This window comes from Phascolarctobacterium faecium (assembly GCF_003945365.1).
GTDB lineage: Bacteria > Bacillota > Negativicutes > Acidaminococcales > Acidaminococcaceae > Phascolarctobacterium > Phascolarctobacterium faecium.
The window spans coordinates 701,645-717,479 of sequence record NZ_AP019004.1 but is presented as its reverse complement, the minus strand read 5'-3'; the positions used below and the strand labels follow the sequence as shown (position 1 = coordinate 717,479).

General features: G+C 41.9%; 21 protein-coding genes. All 21 read right to left on the bottom strand.

Features of this window, described 5'->3' with window-relative positions:
- Positions 1–33: 33 nt before the first annotated feature.
- Positions 34–1,527 carry a DUF3383 domain-containing protein gene (locus PFJ30894_RS03545; RefSeq protein WP_167457016.1) on the bottom strand — a complete coding sequence of 498 codons (1,494 nt, stop codon included), beginning with the start codon at positions 1,525–1,527 and terminating at the stop codon, positions 34–36.
- A 4-nt stretch (positions 1,528–1,531) separates the two neighbouring features.
- The gene (locus tag PFJ30894_RS03540; RefSeq protein WP_125669064.1) at positions 1,532–2,053 is read right to left on the bottom strand and encodes a phage neck terminator protein; all 522 of its coding nucleotides are present in this window, start codon (positions 2,051–2,053) and stop codon (positions 1,532–1,534) included.
- The gene (locus PFJ30894_RS03535) at positions 2,046–2,492 is read right to left on the bottom strand and encodes a hypothetical protein (protein ID WP_125669063.1); all 447 of its coding nucleotides are present in this window, start codon (positions 2,490–2,492) and stop codon (positions 2,046–2,048) included. Before PFJ30894_RS03535 ends, PFJ30894_RS03540 begins: the two co-directional genes overlap by 8 nt.
- Complete coding sequence (locus PFJ30894_RS03530) at positions 2,489–2,980, bottom strand: hypothetical protein (RefSeq protein ID WP_125669062.1); 492 nt, start codon at positions 2,978–2,980, stop codon at positions 2,489–2,491. Before PFJ30894_RS03530 ends, PFJ30894_RS03535 begins: the two co-directional genes overlap by 4 nt.
- Positions 2,961–3,341, bottom strand: coding sequence for a DUF4054 domain-containing protein (locus PFJ30894_RS03525; RefSeq protein ID WP_125669061.1), 381 nt, complete (start codon positions 3,339–3,341; stop codon positions 2,961–2,963). Before PFJ30894_RS03525 ends, PFJ30894_RS03530 begins: the two co-directional genes overlap by 20 nt.
- 2 nt (positions 3,342–3,343) lie before the next feature.
- Positions 3,344–3,871 carry a hypothetical protein gene (locus tag PFJ30894_RS03520; RefSeq protein ID WP_125669060.1) on the bottom strand — a complete coding sequence of 176 codons (528 nt, stop codon included), beginning with the start codon at positions 3,869–3,871 and terminating at the stop codon, positions 3,344–3,346.
- A gap of 59 nt (positions 3,872–3,930) precedes the next feature.
- On the bottom strand, positions 3,931–4,950 hold the full coding sequence (locus PFJ30894_RS03515) for a major capsid family protein (RefSeq protein WP_197714976.1): 1,020 nt from the start codon (positions 4,948–4,950) through the stop codon (positions 3,931–3,933).
- Between the two features lie 15 nt (positions 4,951–4,965).
- Positions 4,966–5,469 carry a structural cement protein Gp24 gene (locus PFJ30894_RS03510; protein WP_125669059.1) on the bottom strand — a complete coding sequence of 168 codons (504 nt, stop codon included), beginning with the start codon at positions 5,467–5,469 and terminating at the stop codon, positions 4,966–4,968.
- Positions 5,470–5,484: 15 nt separating this feature from the next.
- The gene (locus tag PFJ30894_RS03505; protein ID WP_125669058.1) at positions 5,485–7,023 is read right to left on the bottom strand and encodes a DUF2213 domain-containing protein; all 1,539 of its coding nucleotides are present in this window, start codon (positions 7,021–7,023) and stop codon (positions 5,485–5,487) included.
- A gap of 74 nt (positions 7,024–7,097) precedes the next feature.
- On the bottom strand, positions 7,098–7,895 hold the full coding sequence (locus PFJ30894_RS03500; protein WP_125669057.1) for a phage head morphogenesis protein: 798 nt from the start codon (positions 7,893–7,895) through the stop codon (positions 7,098–7,100).
- Between the two features lie 135 nt (positions 7,896–8,030).
- Positions 8,031–8,291, bottom strand: a complete 261-nt coding sequence (locus PFJ30894_RS12100; protein ID WP_408634580.1) for a hypothetical protein — start codon at positions 8,289–8,291, stop codon at positions 8,031–8,033.
- Between the two features lie 13 nt (positions 8,292–8,304).
- On the bottom strand, positions 8,305–10,005 hold the full coding sequence (locus PFJ30894_RS03495; RefSeq protein ID WP_125669056.1) for a DUF1073 domain-containing protein: 1,701 nt from the start codon (positions 10,003–10,005) through the stop codon (positions 8,305–8,307).
- A 2-nt stretch (positions 10,006–10,007) separates the two neighbouring features.
- Complete coding sequence (terL, locus tag PFJ30894_RS03490) at positions 10,008–11,429, bottom strand: phage terminase large subunit (RefSeq protein ID WP_125669925.1); 1,422 nt, start codon at positions 11,427–11,429, stop codon at positions 10,008–10,010.
- Positions 11,422–11,850 carry a terminase small subunit gene (locus PFJ30894_RS03485; RefSeq protein WP_197714974.1) on the bottom strand — a complete coding sequence of 143 codons (429 nt, stop codon included), beginning with the start codon at positions 11,848–11,850 and terminating at the stop codon, positions 11,422–11,424. The genes terL and PFJ30894_RS03485 overlap by 8 nt, the downstream gene beginning before the upstream one ends.
- Positions 11,843–12,136: a hypothetical protein gene (locus PFJ30894_RS03480; protein WP_125669054.1), complete on the bottom strand. Its 294-nt coding sequence runs from the start codon at positions 12,134–12,136 to the stop codon at positions 11,843–11,845. The genes PFJ30894_RS03485 and PFJ30894_RS03480 overlap by 8 nt, the downstream gene beginning before the upstream one ends.
- A gap of 68 nt (positions 12,137–12,204) precedes the next feature.
- Positions 12,205–12,684, bottom strand: a complete 480-nt coding sequence (locus tag PFJ30894_RS11865; protein WP_197714973.1) for a crAss001_48 related protein — start codon at positions 12,682–12,684, stop codon at positions 12,205–12,207.
- Positions 12,685–13,495: 811 nt separating this feature from the next.
- Positions 13,496–13,966 (bottom strand): hypothetical protein, encoded by a 471-nt coding sequence (locus PFJ30894_RS03470; protein ID WP_125669053.1) that lies wholly within the window; start codon positions 13,964–13,966, stop codon positions 13,496–13,498.
- Positions 13,967–13,973: 7 nt separating this feature from the next.
- A complete protein-coding gene (locus PFJ30894_RS03465; protein WP_125669052.1) occupies positions 13,974–14,477 on the bottom strand; it encodes a helix-turn-helix domain-containing protein in 504 nt (167 codons plus the stop codon).
- 94 nt (positions 14,478–14,571) lie between these two features.
- Positions 14,572–14,973 (bottom strand): single-stranded DNA-binding protein, encoded by a 402-nt coding sequence (locus PFJ30894_RS03460; RefSeq protein ID WP_125669051.1) that lies wholly within the window; start codon positions 14,971–14,973, stop codon positions 14,572–14,574.
- Positions 14,974–15,087: 114 nt separating this feature from the next.
- A complete protein-coding gene (locus tag PFJ30894_RS11790; RefSeq protein ID WP_167457015.1) occupies positions 15,088–15,255 on the bottom strand; it encodes a hypothetical protein in 168 nt (55 codons plus the stop codon).
- A gap of 164 nt (positions 15,256–15,419) precedes the next feature.
- Complete coding sequence (locus PFJ30894_RS03455; protein ID WP_125669050.1) at positions 15,420–15,830, bottom strand: hypothetical protein; 411 nt, start codon at positions 15,828–15,830, stop codon at positions 15,420–15,422.
- Positions 15,831–15,835 lie beyond the last annotated feature (5 nt).

Sequence of the window (15,835 nt, the reverse complement as noted above, 5' to 3'; positions counted from 1 at the left end):
AAAAGATCCCTCAATTACGAGGGATCTTTTTATTTATAATACTGCTGTAGCTGGCAATTCTACCTTATGAACACTGCCGCCATATGTATACCACAGTCCCATAACAGGACTTTCGCGGTTAGCACGAACAACTGCCCCCGGGTCTGTTATCTGTAGATAGTAGCCGTTAGTAAATATCTCACTGGATACATCCTGACCGATTTCGGTAATCAGCTCAGCTTTCTGCGCTTCAGATAAAGTCACCCCAGTATCAATAATGCCATTATTCAGTGCTCTGTTGATTGGATCACTGCACCACGCTCTGATAATGGCATAGCCACGTTCTACGTATGGTACACGTCCCGTTTGATTCAAGCCGTTCATAATAGCTACCTGCAAAGCGTTACGCAGCCAGATATTACCAACATATGCATCAGCATAACCAAAGTTACCGCCAATCATCTTGCCCTGATAATATTGGATAAAGTCATCATTACGTGTAGCCCAACGCCCGTAATAGTTACAATTCATAGCTACCAGATTTTCAGCAGTGGTTTCATCTGTCACGGATGCAGCTAACCCTGTTTGTGTTTTGAAAGCATAAGTTACAAGGCCGTTTACCCTGTTCCAATCAATGCACGCACCAATAGAAAGGACCAGTAAAGCATCTTCTAACCCACCAAAGGTTAAGATAGTCCCTTCAAGATTTGCTGCAATTAAAGTATTAGGCAAATTGGAAGTATTGCTGGGCAGCGTATCTGCAGGGTTTTGTGTCCAAGGGCAATACATATAAGAAACATTCTGCAGATTAGTCCATTCGGCCAAAGCAACAACAGTTGCATCGTCTACTGCATCCAACGTGGTAAAACTTACCCAGTTTTGGTTTTGATCGATAATGCTGTCCATATTTTGACTCGGGGTAAGTTCAGCAGAGCCGGCAGATACCAAAGCTCCGGTATCTGTAGTAAGACCTAAAGCCTGCGCCGGAGTATAACCTCCAACCGCGGTGCCACCAGAAGCAACCGAAACTGCCGATGCAACACCGGTCGTAGCCGATGTAACAATAAAGCTGCCTAAATTACTGTTATAGTTTACTGTAGTCCCCGTAAGTTTTGCCTGCAGCGCGGCGGCCACATCGCTTTGAGTATTGGCGCTGCTAAAATCCAGCCCTGTCACACTTTTTTCAGTACCGTCGATACTGATAGTCAAACCACCGTCTGTAATGGTTTTCAGCGTTTCCAGATTTTTCGCTGTGCCACCGATCAAACTACCGGCTGCTGCTTCAGTTAGCAAGCGGGCAAAACGCAGACGGCGCGGTTTCCTAAAGCTATTATCATAACCTAAAAAATATTTTGTTGCAGCCAGATATTCAGCACTGTCAAGTCCGAAATAACTTCCTACAGCTGCTTTAGATGTAAAAGCCATTGTCCCGGGCACGATGCACAAAGGATTTGTTGTTAAAATAAGCCCTGTAATTTCCAGATCATTACCGCCGGCGTTAATAACCCGCGGCGTTACATTTACAATTTGTGATGCAGGAATTGCCATAATATCACTCCTTTTTTGGTTTATGGTGAGCGTCGATATTTTCGACCAGGTTGATCTCAACCTTTTCTGCATACTCCTGGCTAGTGCTAACGCTTTCCCATTGTGTCAGGTGCAGCGTCACACGATAGCGGTGTATGTATTGGTCACTTAAATCGACAAAAGGTAAATAGGCCATATCGTCAGCGTAATTAAAGCCGATAGCATAGCCTTTGAAAAAATCAACTGCAATATAATCGCGTCCCAGAGTAGCCAATGCTGAGGCTCTTTTGTGTGCTGTCATCTGATCATCACAGACAAAGTCAATATCAATCGTGTATTCATACAGGGCCTTTGTCGTATAGATATTGTCGGCAGCCTGCGCATCGTCGCCGATATTAGTACCTACACGCGAAGTATCAGAAACAGAAATTACCGTATAATCCTGAACATCCGGCAGACTGGCCCTGTTAAAATAACCTCGGTAAATATTGTCCTGTACCACACCAGGCGCGAATTTCAAAATAAAATCGTTTACTGCCTCAAACATTTGTATCACCCTTGCTCCAGTCGCTGGCGCTAAAATCCGGTGCCGTGATTTGCTGACTGATGCCTGCATTAGCCCAGCCGTCACGTGTCCAATCCTCAATAACAGACGTTATCAGCCACCAAGTACCATCAATCCGTTTAATAAAATCACCACTGCGTAAAAGCGGCTGACGTTGTCCTGCTGAAATCGGCATCACCATATCCGAATATAAAAAAATCTGCTCACTGGCTTTGGTATCACCCACACGTTCAAGATGCTGCAGCGCCTGTGTATCCAGCGGCTGAAAGTTTACCTTAACGGATTGCGGCTCACTATATTTGCTTTTGACTATGCCTTTGACGTTGACCTGTCCAACAGATTGATAAAGGGTACATTCTTCATCAGGATGCACAGCAGTAATAACGCCCCGCACGACCTTATGCAAGTTTAAACCTATCATACCTTCACCTCATAACTGACAGCGCCAATCATTTGACCTGTATCAATCAATACTGTTTCAGGATTTATCGCCTGCAGATTCTTACCGCTACGGGCACGCCGTTCTTTAGCTTTTTCTGTAGATTCTTTATTACCGCCCGGTGGCCACGCCTTAATCGTCTTTTTAACATCGCCAACAGCAACAACCGCAGCGCGTTCATAGGCACGCTTAACATTCGCCCTTGACATACCTGCCATTTTGATATTTTTTTTGATACCAAGTACCCATTTCTTAATATTCTTGCGTGCAGTGTGCTTCATAAAAGGCCGACGCGGATTATGGCCGCCGTATTCGTTAAGATAGGCCACATAAGCCACTGATGTTCCATCTGGATAAGTAGCCCTGTCAAAAAAGCCTACCTTTGCCTGTGCCTTGATCGCCGCTATTTCCCGCAGTTTTTGCTGCAACTTTTCGCCACCGGTTATTTTTTTAACATGGATGCCAGGCATTGTAGCGCACCCCCAAACGATATTTAGCGGTGGCCGCCCAGTAAATTGCTCCGCACTGCGTCTGCTGATACCAGTTAGCATTATTGAACGGCGTTACCGACACATTGACTTTTCCCTCTGCTGCGCTTGTTATTGTTCCTACCAGCGTGTCACCGCGCTCTTTCAGCGTTGCAATATGGCAGGTCAGGATATAAAGCAACGTTTCGCGTTCAGCAAGGTCCGTAACCAGCGATTTAGGCGTGTTATTCAAAAGCAGAGTTGCCGCATTAAAATAATTAGTTAAGATAACATCGGACACCGCAGCAAATTGCGGATACAGTTCCTTGAATTTGGCAGGATCAAATATTACTACTCCGTCCATGATCAGCCATTATAGGGACGGCTGTTTGCTTTTTTGGTATCGGCAGGCTCAAAACCATGTCGCAATTCAGCGCGTTCTTTAGCAGCAGCTCTGGCTTTGGCTGCAGTAGTAGCAAAAACCAATCCTTTTTTAATAAACTCATCGTCAGGACGATGTTTTAAAATCCATTCCCAGGCATCTTTTGGCACGCCCGTAGTCACACCATAGCCACCAATAGGGATAATGCCTTTTTCTTTGCCGCGCAGGTTTGTGGCATTACCTTTGATAACGATAGCTACTTGACGTCCGGAATTATCTGGAACCATAAATTTCAAGTCGCGCGGGTAGTTAGAGCAGACGGTTACAGTTTCACCGCTAGTCTGCATCGGTGCTTCTTCGACAGTTTCTTCTGTTTCGCCACCGATTACTTCGCCGTCAACAACTTCGTCAGTAGTAGCCGTCGAAGTCACTTTTTCCGCTTCTTGTGTCGTTTCTGTAGTTTTGTTTTCAACTTCGTCAGTAGTAGTTTTAGATGTTCTTTTAGTTGCCATATTATCGCTCCTTTAAATAAAAAAGGCACCTGTGTTTCACAGATGCCTTAATTTTAAGTTTATACGCCTGCCATGCTGGCGATCGCAAACGGACGATAGATAATCGCGCCATAAGTACCGAATGCAAATTTCTGCTCCCAGCTGGAAGTATTCGGGATAAGCTGGAATGCACGCATTTTTTCGCTATACCCCAGTTGTGCAGTCGGTAAACCCTGTACAGTCCTAGCAATCAGCATAACACTGTTACCGCTGGTTGCTGCCAATTCAGGCAAAGTTACAAAGCTGATATTGTCAAAATACTTAGTAAGCATATCTTTGACGCTAACGTTGAAATCAGTAGCTTTGCCCAGCATAACATTGACAGTAGGCGGAACTGCAAGCACAAGGTCGGACTTTTCGTCGATATTGCCATTAGAATTCTCAAACAGTTCTGCTGCCAAAAGCAGGATATCATTATAAATCTGTTGAGTAGTTTTATCTGTCCATTTAGTCTTGTCTGTATCAACTACGGACGGTGTCAGTGCAGCAGGCAAATTTGGGTCATTGAGTAACCCATAGATTTCTTTACCTTTCACGCCATACAAATAAAACTTATTCTGTTCCTTGTTGATGATTGTAGCGGCGCTACGCTGTTTTTCAGATGCCAGATTGATCATGGCCCGGCCAGACACTGCCATTTCTAACTCACCATACCGGATATGGGTTTGAGCCAGATAATTTTGACGTGTCGGATAGGTAACATTAACGTCAGCCGTAGCACCGTTGCCGTAGTCGGTGTATTCAGTGCTTTCACCGGTAGCCTCAACAGCCTTGAAGATAGCGTTGCTGTCAGTCCAGTCGCCTTTCTTCGTTTCACCAAAGATCTCGCGGGCGTTAGTTGGTGCTGTAAGAATTTCCACTACAGCAGGATCAATCCATGTAGTCATTACAGCTGGTACACCGCTGTTAGGAGCAGTAATCATTGCAGCGCTATCCTGTAAAATACGCTGCATATTTTTTTCAGTAATAAAGCCTTGTGCGCGATCAAAGACAAATCCCTTTTCGCGCATCAAGCGCATTGCATCTCTTTCAGTAAGCATTATTTATGTCCCCCCTTACGCGCCAGCTGCCGGAATAACCGGAGTGGCTCCGTAGTTAGTAATAATCGCGATGCCACCAGCTTCTGCACCAGTAGCAAATGCCCAGTCGGTTTCAACCGAGCCGGACACAGTAGCACCGGCAGCGCCACCCGATACAGCGCCTGTAGTTAAATTTGCAAACACCTTCTGCCCTTTGGTTACTGCAGCCTCCGGTTGAACATAGAAGTCCCCTTCGACCATAATGCATGGAGTATAACCTTCAGGCACAAAGTTCTGCGCAGGATCAAAGGATGCGATAGGATAAATCACATCGCGACAGACGAAGCCTAAAGGCTTGCCGGTACCGCTGGGCAAAACTTCGCCCTCATTGCTCGGGTCATCCCAGCAGAAGCCACCGATAGGTACATCGGCGCCTGCAATACGTCCGAGCGATGTAGATACGATAGGGTTGACAGATGCAAACGCACCCGGTACACCCACCGCAGGATAAATATTTACTTTAGTTTGAAAATCAGCCATTATTTTAATCCTCCTCTACTGGATTTTTTCAAGACGTTCAAAAGCTTTCATGCTTCCTTCGTCTAAAGTACTACGACGTCCAAAAGCACTGTCGTTAGCGATAGGATAAGCAGCTTTAGCATCAAGCAAAATATCAACCATACCTGCATAAGCAGCTTTGCTATAGTTGGCAGGGTCTTTGCCTGCTTGACGCAAAGCGAATGCATAAATATCCTCGGCACTGTCAAAAGCCATAGGGTCCTGAATAGTGCCAACAATAGGTCTTACTTTGGCTGCAGCGTTGTTTAACGCACGCAAGCTACCACGCATCTCTTTAGCAACCTGAGCTTTAACTTTAGCGATAGTATCCTCGCCTAGAGCACGTTTTTCTCCCTCACGTTCGTGGTCACGGTCAATACGTGTAGGATCAGCCTTTTCACGTTTTTCACCATATTTGACGCCCATTTCAAAGGCTGCTTTAAAAGCAGGGTCCTTCATTTTTTCGTCAAGTTCATCATCTTCAACTTTGACATCTTCGTCCAAGACTTTTTTCATTCCCTCAGATTCATGTTCACTGTCAAGTTTCCGACGCTCTGCCGGATCTTTTTCCAGTTTTTCACCATACTTGACGCCTTCCTCAAAGTCGTCATCCTCTAAGGTTTTTTCAATATCCTCATCGGCAACGTCTGCACCTTTAAGTTTGGTCAGAATCCCTCTGTAAGCTTCATTGCTTTCATCATCCAAACCTGGCATAAACTTAGCTACGATTTCGTCAACGGTAGCATTAGCATCAATATCAAGACCTACTTCACGCGGGTCGTAGCCCTCAACTTGTGCTTCAATAACGTTGACCGCTTTTAAAAAGCCAGCGCTGGTAACTTCGGATGCTTCGATGCCTAAATTAGCATCCTGCGCCAAACCGTTGCGACGGCGTTTAAAAGCTGTAATTCTTTGTCTTTTGGTCATTTGTTTGGTCCCCCTTTGTTTAATAATATTTAAATGTGGCATACTGTCTGCAACGGCTACATCAGCCCCTGCACGACCTTCTGCCACAAGCGCGACATGGTTTCCCGATATCTCACGCATAATAAAGTCATAATGTACCTTGTCACCATTACCTACGTCATATTCTCCGGCTGTAAAGTCTGGCGTAAATCTGTAAGCGCAGGAAATTTCTCTCGCTGTGCCATCCTCAATAGCAGCAATAGCTTCAGCATCAGTAACGCTCATACTGTTTTTAAGATACGGTGCTTCAAACACTGCGTCTGTCCCTGTACTACCGACTGTGTAATCCTTCTGTGGATTATCTGCGCTGATAGTATGGTGATCTAAAAGCAGCGGCAGCCCGTTAAAAGTCGAAGCTGCTTTTTCCAGTTCTTCAGGATCACGCAGCCCATAATAAATGCGGTCCGGATCAAGACCTTCTTCTTCCCAGCCAGGCAGTTCACGGCCAAGGTAAGGATTGACACAGGCCTTACTGATAGGCGTCAGCGCAACATGTAAATAACCGTTGTCGTCAATGTGGCGCACACTCAAACGAGCGTCAAAAGCAATTTTATTTTTATCTCGATTCATTTTGGTTTCACCCCCTCTCTCTAAAAGTGGGCATAAAAAAGACGCCTACTTTTGTAGACGTCTGAGTTATTTAATCATTCATCAAATCCGGGCATTAAAACCTCAAATTGGCAGTTACAATATATAAGCTCACCCGGTTTGACGTTTCTGCGTACATCTTTATCGTACAACCCATCTGACAAAGGAAATACTTTCCCATTCATTTCAACATGAGTTTTACGGCTGCTATATTTACCTGGCACGTGTATCCAACGACCTTTAGTTGCACCTAACGCCTGTGCATTGGCAGTTGCCAGTTGCTGTGTAGCCTTATTGGTCTGATCTCTGGCAATAAGTACGGCACGATGCCGTATTTTTTTATTTTCGCCATCAACAACACGTTTTAAGACTTTTTCAAGGTATTTCGCCAGTGTCGCCCGATCACCACCACGCTTAAAAGTGCCCGCAGTGACTTTTTGTATTCCTCTCAAATACTGCTGCGGTATGGATTTAATCATTCCAACATTTTCAGCAACAATCTCACTGATGAGTTGTTTCTGCGCTGCTGTGTAAGAAGGAGTTATCGTCATACCCACTTCCTTTAGCTTGCGCTGGATCTGCGCCATAGTTCGCTTATTGGTTTTATCCGCAAACCACTTAGCCAGTTCGCGGGCCTTTACATCAAATTCACGGTACCACTTTTGTCGAAGCGCCTTCATTATCTGTACCCACTTAACCGAAGCAGCATCAGTAACAAGTTCGTTGTTATAATATTGAGTTATTTCCTGCTCAACATCTTTTTGCATCTTAGCAATAAGTTCCTCTAACACTCGCCTGTATTGCAGTTCCCAAGCTATACTTGGGCGACTGCGACCAAAAGTTTGCTGTTTCATATATTGCTCCTATATTGGTAATATGATATAATGTATTTACCAAATAGATTGTCGACAGCAGAAAGTCGCCTTAGCTGCTAACGAATGATGGGAACTGGGTGTCAATCCCAGACGGCGTCCATCCGACAATCTATTTTATTTTTTTGTTCTTCTCTTGAATTCAGTTAGAAGAAATGTAAAATTATTTTCATGCAGTTCTGGTGAAACAACAGCAACTTTTCCGTCTTTCGACAGCTCAAAAGTTCCTCGATCATTTTTTCCCAATGCACCTGTTTCAATAACATTACCAAGTTCAGAGAAAAATTTATCAAGTTTCTCTTGTGTAAACCCCTGTTTAGTACGTTGTGTAATTATATGTTTTAGCCCCGCTTTATCGTCACCCCATAATACACTTATGCCGCCTATATCCTCACGGGTAAAGGCGTTTTTTTATATGTCCGTTTTTCTCTTGAAGCAACTTATCTATAGCCTTTTGACCTGTGTAGCCTTTATACTCCTTGCCCATCAATTCCTTCGCCGATTTTGTCAACTCATTGCCACTTTCACTTGAACCGCCGCCAGATGTAAATTTTCCATCTGCATCTCGCTTGTGATCGCTTTCATTAAAATTGGCATCTATTGTCACTTCTTTCCGTTCAATATCAGGGCTATCGAGCGGATCAAGAGACAGGTCAAAAGGTTCTAACGGGTCAGTACTCGGAGCAGCAGGGTCATAAGGTTCTAAATTATTAAAACCGCTGTCCGGATCATTAATCAACTGTTCGCGTACTTCTTCCGGAGCTACGACCCCAGCATCCATAAGCATTACATTAGTTTCAGCTTTAGTCTTATTATTGGTAATTTTAAGCGCTTCATCATCTTCTGATAATGGTGCAAATTTAAACTCTATTGCCGGATCAATTTCGCCAAACGCATTAAGCTGTAAAAGTTTGCATAACCTTGTCATAGGTTCGCCAAACATTTTCTGCTGCAGACTTTCGATATTATCATAGTGATTACGCAGGTCAGAGTCGCCGGTATTAAAACCTGCCGGTGAAAGTCCCCACATCTTCGTTACAGGCTCGTTAAACATCGCCGCAACATATTCCATTGCCTGCCTTACCAAATCAGTTACACCAGCCAAAGACGTGGTCATAACGACCAAATCTTCTTTTTCTTTGTCGATCGTAGCACAGCCGTCATTACTCCGGTTCTGGACAAAATACTGTATGCGCTGCTGCAGTGTCGTATCCATACCACCACTTAATATTTCAGTCATATCAGTTTTAAAAACAGTAAGCGAATATTTTTCAAGCAACCGGTTTGCCGACTCTCGACAACCAGTAAAATGACTTACTGCATCCAATACCTTTTGCGCTAATGATAAGCCAAAAAAATTATAAGCCGGCCGCAGAATAGTTGGCAGTGCATTTTCTGCGAAGTACAGCATCCTTGAAGCATGTACTGGTATCCCCTGCACATACCATAGTGTAGGCTTGTAATAATCATCTGCCATCGGGTTAACCGAATTATAATAACCAGGGCTTACTACATATGGCTCAATAAGTTTTACACCTTTAAACCCACCTTGTTTGATAGTTTCCTGCGATAAAATCAGAGGATCAGCCCATCTATCCTGCGCCTCTCCAGTATCAATAAAGCCTAGCGTGCCGCCATAATACCCGCAATAGCTAGAAGCTTTATTAAATATCGCAGGCAATTTATATTTCACAGCATCTTCGTTAAGTTTTTTGACTTTATCGTCATTATCATCAGTATCAGTGTCATCGTTATCGCCAGTCCTGATAAACTCGCCCCATTTACGAGTCATTTCGTCAGACCGCATTTCAATGCCGGCGCGAACAATCCCGACTTGCGCAAGGCCTGTTAAAACACCATAGCCGACAAACATCGGGATACCTTCTGCGGCAAGCCCCTTGATGCTGTGCTCTAAAAGTGACGATACCGGAGCAAAGCAACTATCTAAAATAACTTGCTGTTCTTCCGGCACACCACCCAAAGTATAGGGCAGGTTAAAATCATCCGGGCACAACATTTTAGGAGCAGTATCGGCAACTATCATGTTATTTATTTTCATTTTTAACGGTTTTGAATGCGGTTTCGTTCTCATTTTTACCTCCGTAATATCCGAGGATTAATTTTTCTTTTGTATCCTGTAGCCATCTTTTCTGCGATGCCAGTAGTAGCATCAGGTGCATCATCATGCGCATTTTTACCTTCACGTTGATACCGATTCATATCTTCGTAATATTCAGGCCACCGGTCTTTCCAATTTGCAGGAAAATAAATATGTTCCATAACCCAAGTAGCATTAGATAAAATACGCGCTTTCTTGTTAGCTGACTGATGAAACCAATTTATACGACATTTATTCCAGTTGTATTGTGTCTGTAAAATACTCCCTACATTACGCGCATATCCTCTACCACCATTATTACTTTCAATATCAGCATCATTTACATTGTTTTCAACAAGCATTTTTGCTTGAGCTGGCTCCGTAATCTCCATTGGTTCCTTAGTATATAAAACATCAAGTACATAAGCCTCTTTGTTATACTCGCCATAAACAATGCTGCACAAATAATCTTCGCCGGTATCGGCAGTATCGGTATAACATTTTATACTGCTAAACAACGATGTACCGTTTACATCTCGCGGAATATCATCATATGTTTTAAAACTGCTATATAAACAACCTTTTAAATCAATTGGTTCTTGTTGATAATTGGCCATAAATATATCTATACCTAATGTTTGTCTCTTAAACTCATACGACTTAGCAGAAAAGATCTCTTTACAGAGCATGGAACCATCATCTTGCTTGGCCTTAAGGTTGATATGCATTATTTTTTTACCTAATGCAGTAAATTTTGTTAGCACTTTGCCAGCTAAATCATCACTAGCCCAGCGCGTCATAATAATTATAATTTTGCCGCCTTCCTCTAAACGCGACAGCATTGTATTAGTAAACCAACTCCAATGCTCTTGCTTAACATTATCGTTATATGCTTCTTTAGCAGACTTAATTAAGTCATCTATGATCAAAAGATTACAACCAAAGCCTGTTGCTGTTCCGCTAGGCGATGTAGCAAGATAATTATTATATCCGCCTTCCAAACTCCATAGGTTCATAGCTCCGTCACCAGCTTTTATTTTTATTCCAGCAAACACATCTGAAAATACTGGTACATAATCATCTGCTTTTTCTTCTTGTATAGAATTTCTCACACCTTTGGCAAAATTAGTGGACAGTGTTTCGTTGTAAGAACCAGTCATAATCTTATAAGTCTTATCTTTTCCCAATATCCACTCCACAAGGTTTTGTGCAGTACGACTTTTCCCAAACCTTGGCGGTAAATTAAGTATTAAAACATCATCGTCGCCTTCTATGAATTTCTGTAAATTATCACATAGTGTTACAATATAGGGTCTGTCTTCGCGGTAAAAATCTGGTGCCTTTAGTTTGCAGTAATAAAAAAACCTTCGCCGTGCTAATTCACACTTAGCACCGAAGGCAATCATTTTTTTATTCATTTTCATCAGCTAGTTTCATCAGTTGATCTTCTGACAAATTTTCATATGGGTTACTTTCATGTTTTAGAGTTTTTACCTCCCTAAAAAGTGAATAACGTTTCCCAAGAAGTTCCGCAGCCTTTATACGATCACTTAGTTGTGGTGGAAGATCGAATTGATCATTTTCTTCACCGTTCATAACACTTGTTAAAAATTTTAAAACATCCTCGCCTTCGGCAATTAGTTTTTCTTCTTCCTCTTGCTGCGGCTTGGAACGCTCATCTATATACGCGAGAATGTTAGGCTTGGTTAGGTTTTCACAAGCAGTTACTCTAGCCGTCTTTTCACTATACCCAGCCTTTTTTGCAGCTTCTGTAGCATTGCCCAACTTTATATACCAATCAGCGAACAATTTTTGCTTTTTCGTAAGCTTATCAAGCACTATCATCACCTTCTTTATAAATAGCTACAAGCGCCAATAATATCTCTATTTCTTTAAAACTATCCAATACTGGCTTCTTTACAAATTTCTGTTTTTTCGGATCCTTTTTATTCATAGGAAATAGTTTATTATATTCTGCTGTTGTGTAAAGACGGTTGAGGATAATAATAGTTACAGGTTTATTTAATTTTCGGCTATACTGCTGCCTACGATCTATAAGATATATTTTTCCACGCTGTGAAAGTGCAGTACATAATTTATTTATTTTTCCTGAGAATCTGCCCATGGTCTCATCTAACCTCTCTAAAAATAAAAGCACCTAACCGAAGTTAAGTGCCTTTAGTTATTCTTATGTTATTTTAGAGTAATCGCTTCAACAAACGGGCAACCAGGCGACCGCCCTTTTTTATCATTTACATCAACAGGCCAATCTGTTAAAATACATCTTTCGCAATTTTCTCTTGGCGGAACATCTGCTTTGAAAAATGCTCGCAGATCACATTCCCCACAATTATTTGGCATTTTTCTTCCATGAATTGCTACAACAATATCTTTTTGTGGCATATCCACGCCTTTTAGGTCAATCCCTTCAATCTCTGCTCTTAACTCTAAGTAGTAAAGGTACTGCCCCATATGCGATTTTTGTTTTTTCAGCAATTCAATATCACAAGTAGGCGTAAAGTTTAAAGTACCTGCTTCATATTTGATTACCATATCATGTAGTTTTTCGTATCTAAGTTGGTTTTGCCAGTACTCAGCTTTAAACCTATCTTTGTAATCCGCACTATTCATTAATTCAACTGTATCTTTTAATTCCATTTCGGTTTTTCTCATAATTACACTTCCTTATTTTTATGCTAAATTAAGCCGCTGTATTACCCCAACGGCAGGGCAGTGTCCAAGCGCTAAGCCTGAACGTTTCACCTTTGCAGGTTATCCCGTTACTAGGCTTCCCTGCGATGTTTTGATACTACCAGTGCGGCCGCTGCAAGCCGCACGGTAGGTGCTATGGGTAGTTATCCGCATCATTCATACGATAAATTGCAGCTATCATATGCCATCATACGGCGAACGCCATAGCCAATATATTAGCATACGGTTTGCCACTTGCTCGGATAGTGAGCGGGTTACTGCGTATGCGTTATATCAAAATAAGCTATTTTTGATAAGTGGCTTTTCCCTACTTATCAAAATCCATGCTTTTTGATAAATCATTTAAAGGCCCGTAGCCGCAGCTTTGGACCCCAACTACTCACCCACAGGCTTTCGTTTTATTAATAAGACAGAAGCTTACATTAATAATATAACATATAAAAAGTAGAAAAAGGTTCAGAACTTTTTACTTCTTGTTTATTATTAATTCATAACCTAATACATTCAACAACTGTTCAGCTTCGCAAAGTTTTAGTCCTCTACGCATCTTATCGCAAAAGGCGCTTTCGCTAGTTGACCATCCATAACGACTATGCATAAGTTGTACAATGTCTTTCTGCCGTAAATTCGAAGGATAAAGATCTTTAATTATTTTTTAAAATTTAATATCAGCTTTATACTTTTCTTCGCCTTTAAAATAACCTATCCGTGGAGGAGAAGGAGGCTTTTTAGGTTCATTCTTGTATATATAAGACATCCTTAAACCTCCATTTCATTCTGTAACAGTAGTTGGATCAATAATACCTTCTCCTACAGCTAACATTACAGCCATCATAGCAATATCATCACGCCACGAATAATACGTATTTTTACTACTGATTCTCATTTCTCCCATAGTAAACTCAGGCGTTTCGTGTTTTATATACCTGCGTTTAGCTAATTCGCCAGTCAAAGAATTATTATATATACCAAAGCAATACTCTATAATCGATATCCATTTTTCAGGATTATAAAACTTAATATCCCATAGACCATCTTTTATAGTCACATAATGAAGCGGAGTTATATGCTTTAGTGCCGCTATAGCCGTGGGGTCTGATACTCGACTATGTCCATTATCTCCGCCGGTAAAACCACCTTTAGAATCCTGTTCAGCTCGTGCATCAATAATGGCATCTTTTATTTTTTGGTAATTGAAAAATTTGTTTTCTACAGACTTTAAGGTTTTCTTGCCAAGTATCATTATCATTTTACCCCCTATATCTACCGATGTATGAATATAGCGTATTTTTGCTCACATTCAGCTTTTGAGCAATCGCCGGAACATCCCACCCAGCAAACCCCATTTCAAAAATTGTTGTATGCATATCGCTCCAGTCAAATGCTTTAGACGATGCCGAATTTCCAAGCGGTTGAAATATCGGAATCCCACCGTGTTTATCCATGATATCCCTAAATACTACTTTCATAGTTTTGTGCGGCTTGTAGTGCTCTTTTCCCGTGTCTGTTTCTTTCCCTGCCCTAGCTTCCTCACGCCTACGTTGCTGCTCTTGTAAATGAGCTAAACGTGGATCTGTCGATGTTAGCGGATTTGCTGCACCTTTATACTCTTGTACTGGTGTATGTTCTCCTCTAATACAAGGATTTAAGCCTATAAACGCACAATAATATCTGTCCCCACAACTTTTTAGCCTATAACATTTTTCACAATCTATCACGTTTTCAGCTCCTTCTACCGCATTATCATAGTCCATACTATATATTGTCCTATCTCACTACCCACACCTATTGCTATACCCGTTATAACGCCTATTGCTATACCAATTACTAACGCTGTATTTGATTTCATTAGAATGGGATCTCCTCATCGAACGGCACCGCATGCCCGAACTGCTCAAACTCGCTTTTATCGCCGCTTGTACCGCCTTTATCAGATTTTCGCTCTACAAACTCCACACCATTTGCGATTATTTCAGACACCCAACGTTTGCTGCCGTCTTTGGCTTCGTAACTACGTATCTGAAGCCGTCCATCTACAAGTAGTCTATGCCCCTTTTGACAGCTGTTACCCACTAATTCAGCAGCTTTACCCCAAACAACAACGGGGATAAAATCGGTTTCTTTGTTGCCATTAGCATCTTTAAAAGATCTGTCTACCGCTAAAGTGAACTGTGTCACTACTTTGCCGGTCTGTGTATACTTTACGTCCGGGTCTTTGGTTAAGCGACCCATTAAAATAACTTTATTCATTACTATAGCCTCCAAATCTTCCAAGTTTTACAAAATATGTAAATAAATGCCAATATAACTAACGCCATATATACTATCCATGCAGATACAAGCCATTTTACTAATTCAATAATCTCAGTCATGTTTATACTCCTTACACTCCTCAAACAGTACCCAACCCCTACGGCTACCATCATCATCTACAAGCGGTACATTAGCTTCGTGCCGGTCGCAGTCGGTGTTAGTACAGGGTTTATCCATAAATTTGTTACTACGTATACAGTAGGCTTTATCGTTCGTCATCGTTCGATACCTCCTGAAACCAGCTCCAACATTTAGGATTTTTTTCACCTATGCTACACTTGGCAGGAATGTTTTGAGATAATTCGTTGGTAATTGGTATTATTATTGGAGCCTGATATAATGGGCAATCAGAACACGTTTCAGGTAATTTATCAACCAGTATTTTAGTCATTATTTATCTGCTCCTCCATCTTTTCGATTTCTTTTATCCACTGCGGAAGAATCTCTCCCCTATATATGTACCAATCTTCTGACCCTGTCCAATCTTCCACAAAATAACGTGCTTCTACTGGCAGTGTTTTTACGAATTCTCCCGCTGCAACCAAATTACGTAAATGTTTTCCTGGAATTATTATGCGTAGCCTATAAGCTGTTCGGCTATAATTAAGCCCATGGCTTGTTGCCCACGTCTGTTTTAATGGATCAGAATTTACTGTTAGCCACTGGCATTTTTTAATCATTCTAATTCCACGCTTTGTATCTACAGGACACATTCCAAGCGTAAGCCCCTGTCGCTTAATACTTTCAACATCCATAGCCGCACAAAAATGAAATAATTCTCTGCTCCTACTCATATCCT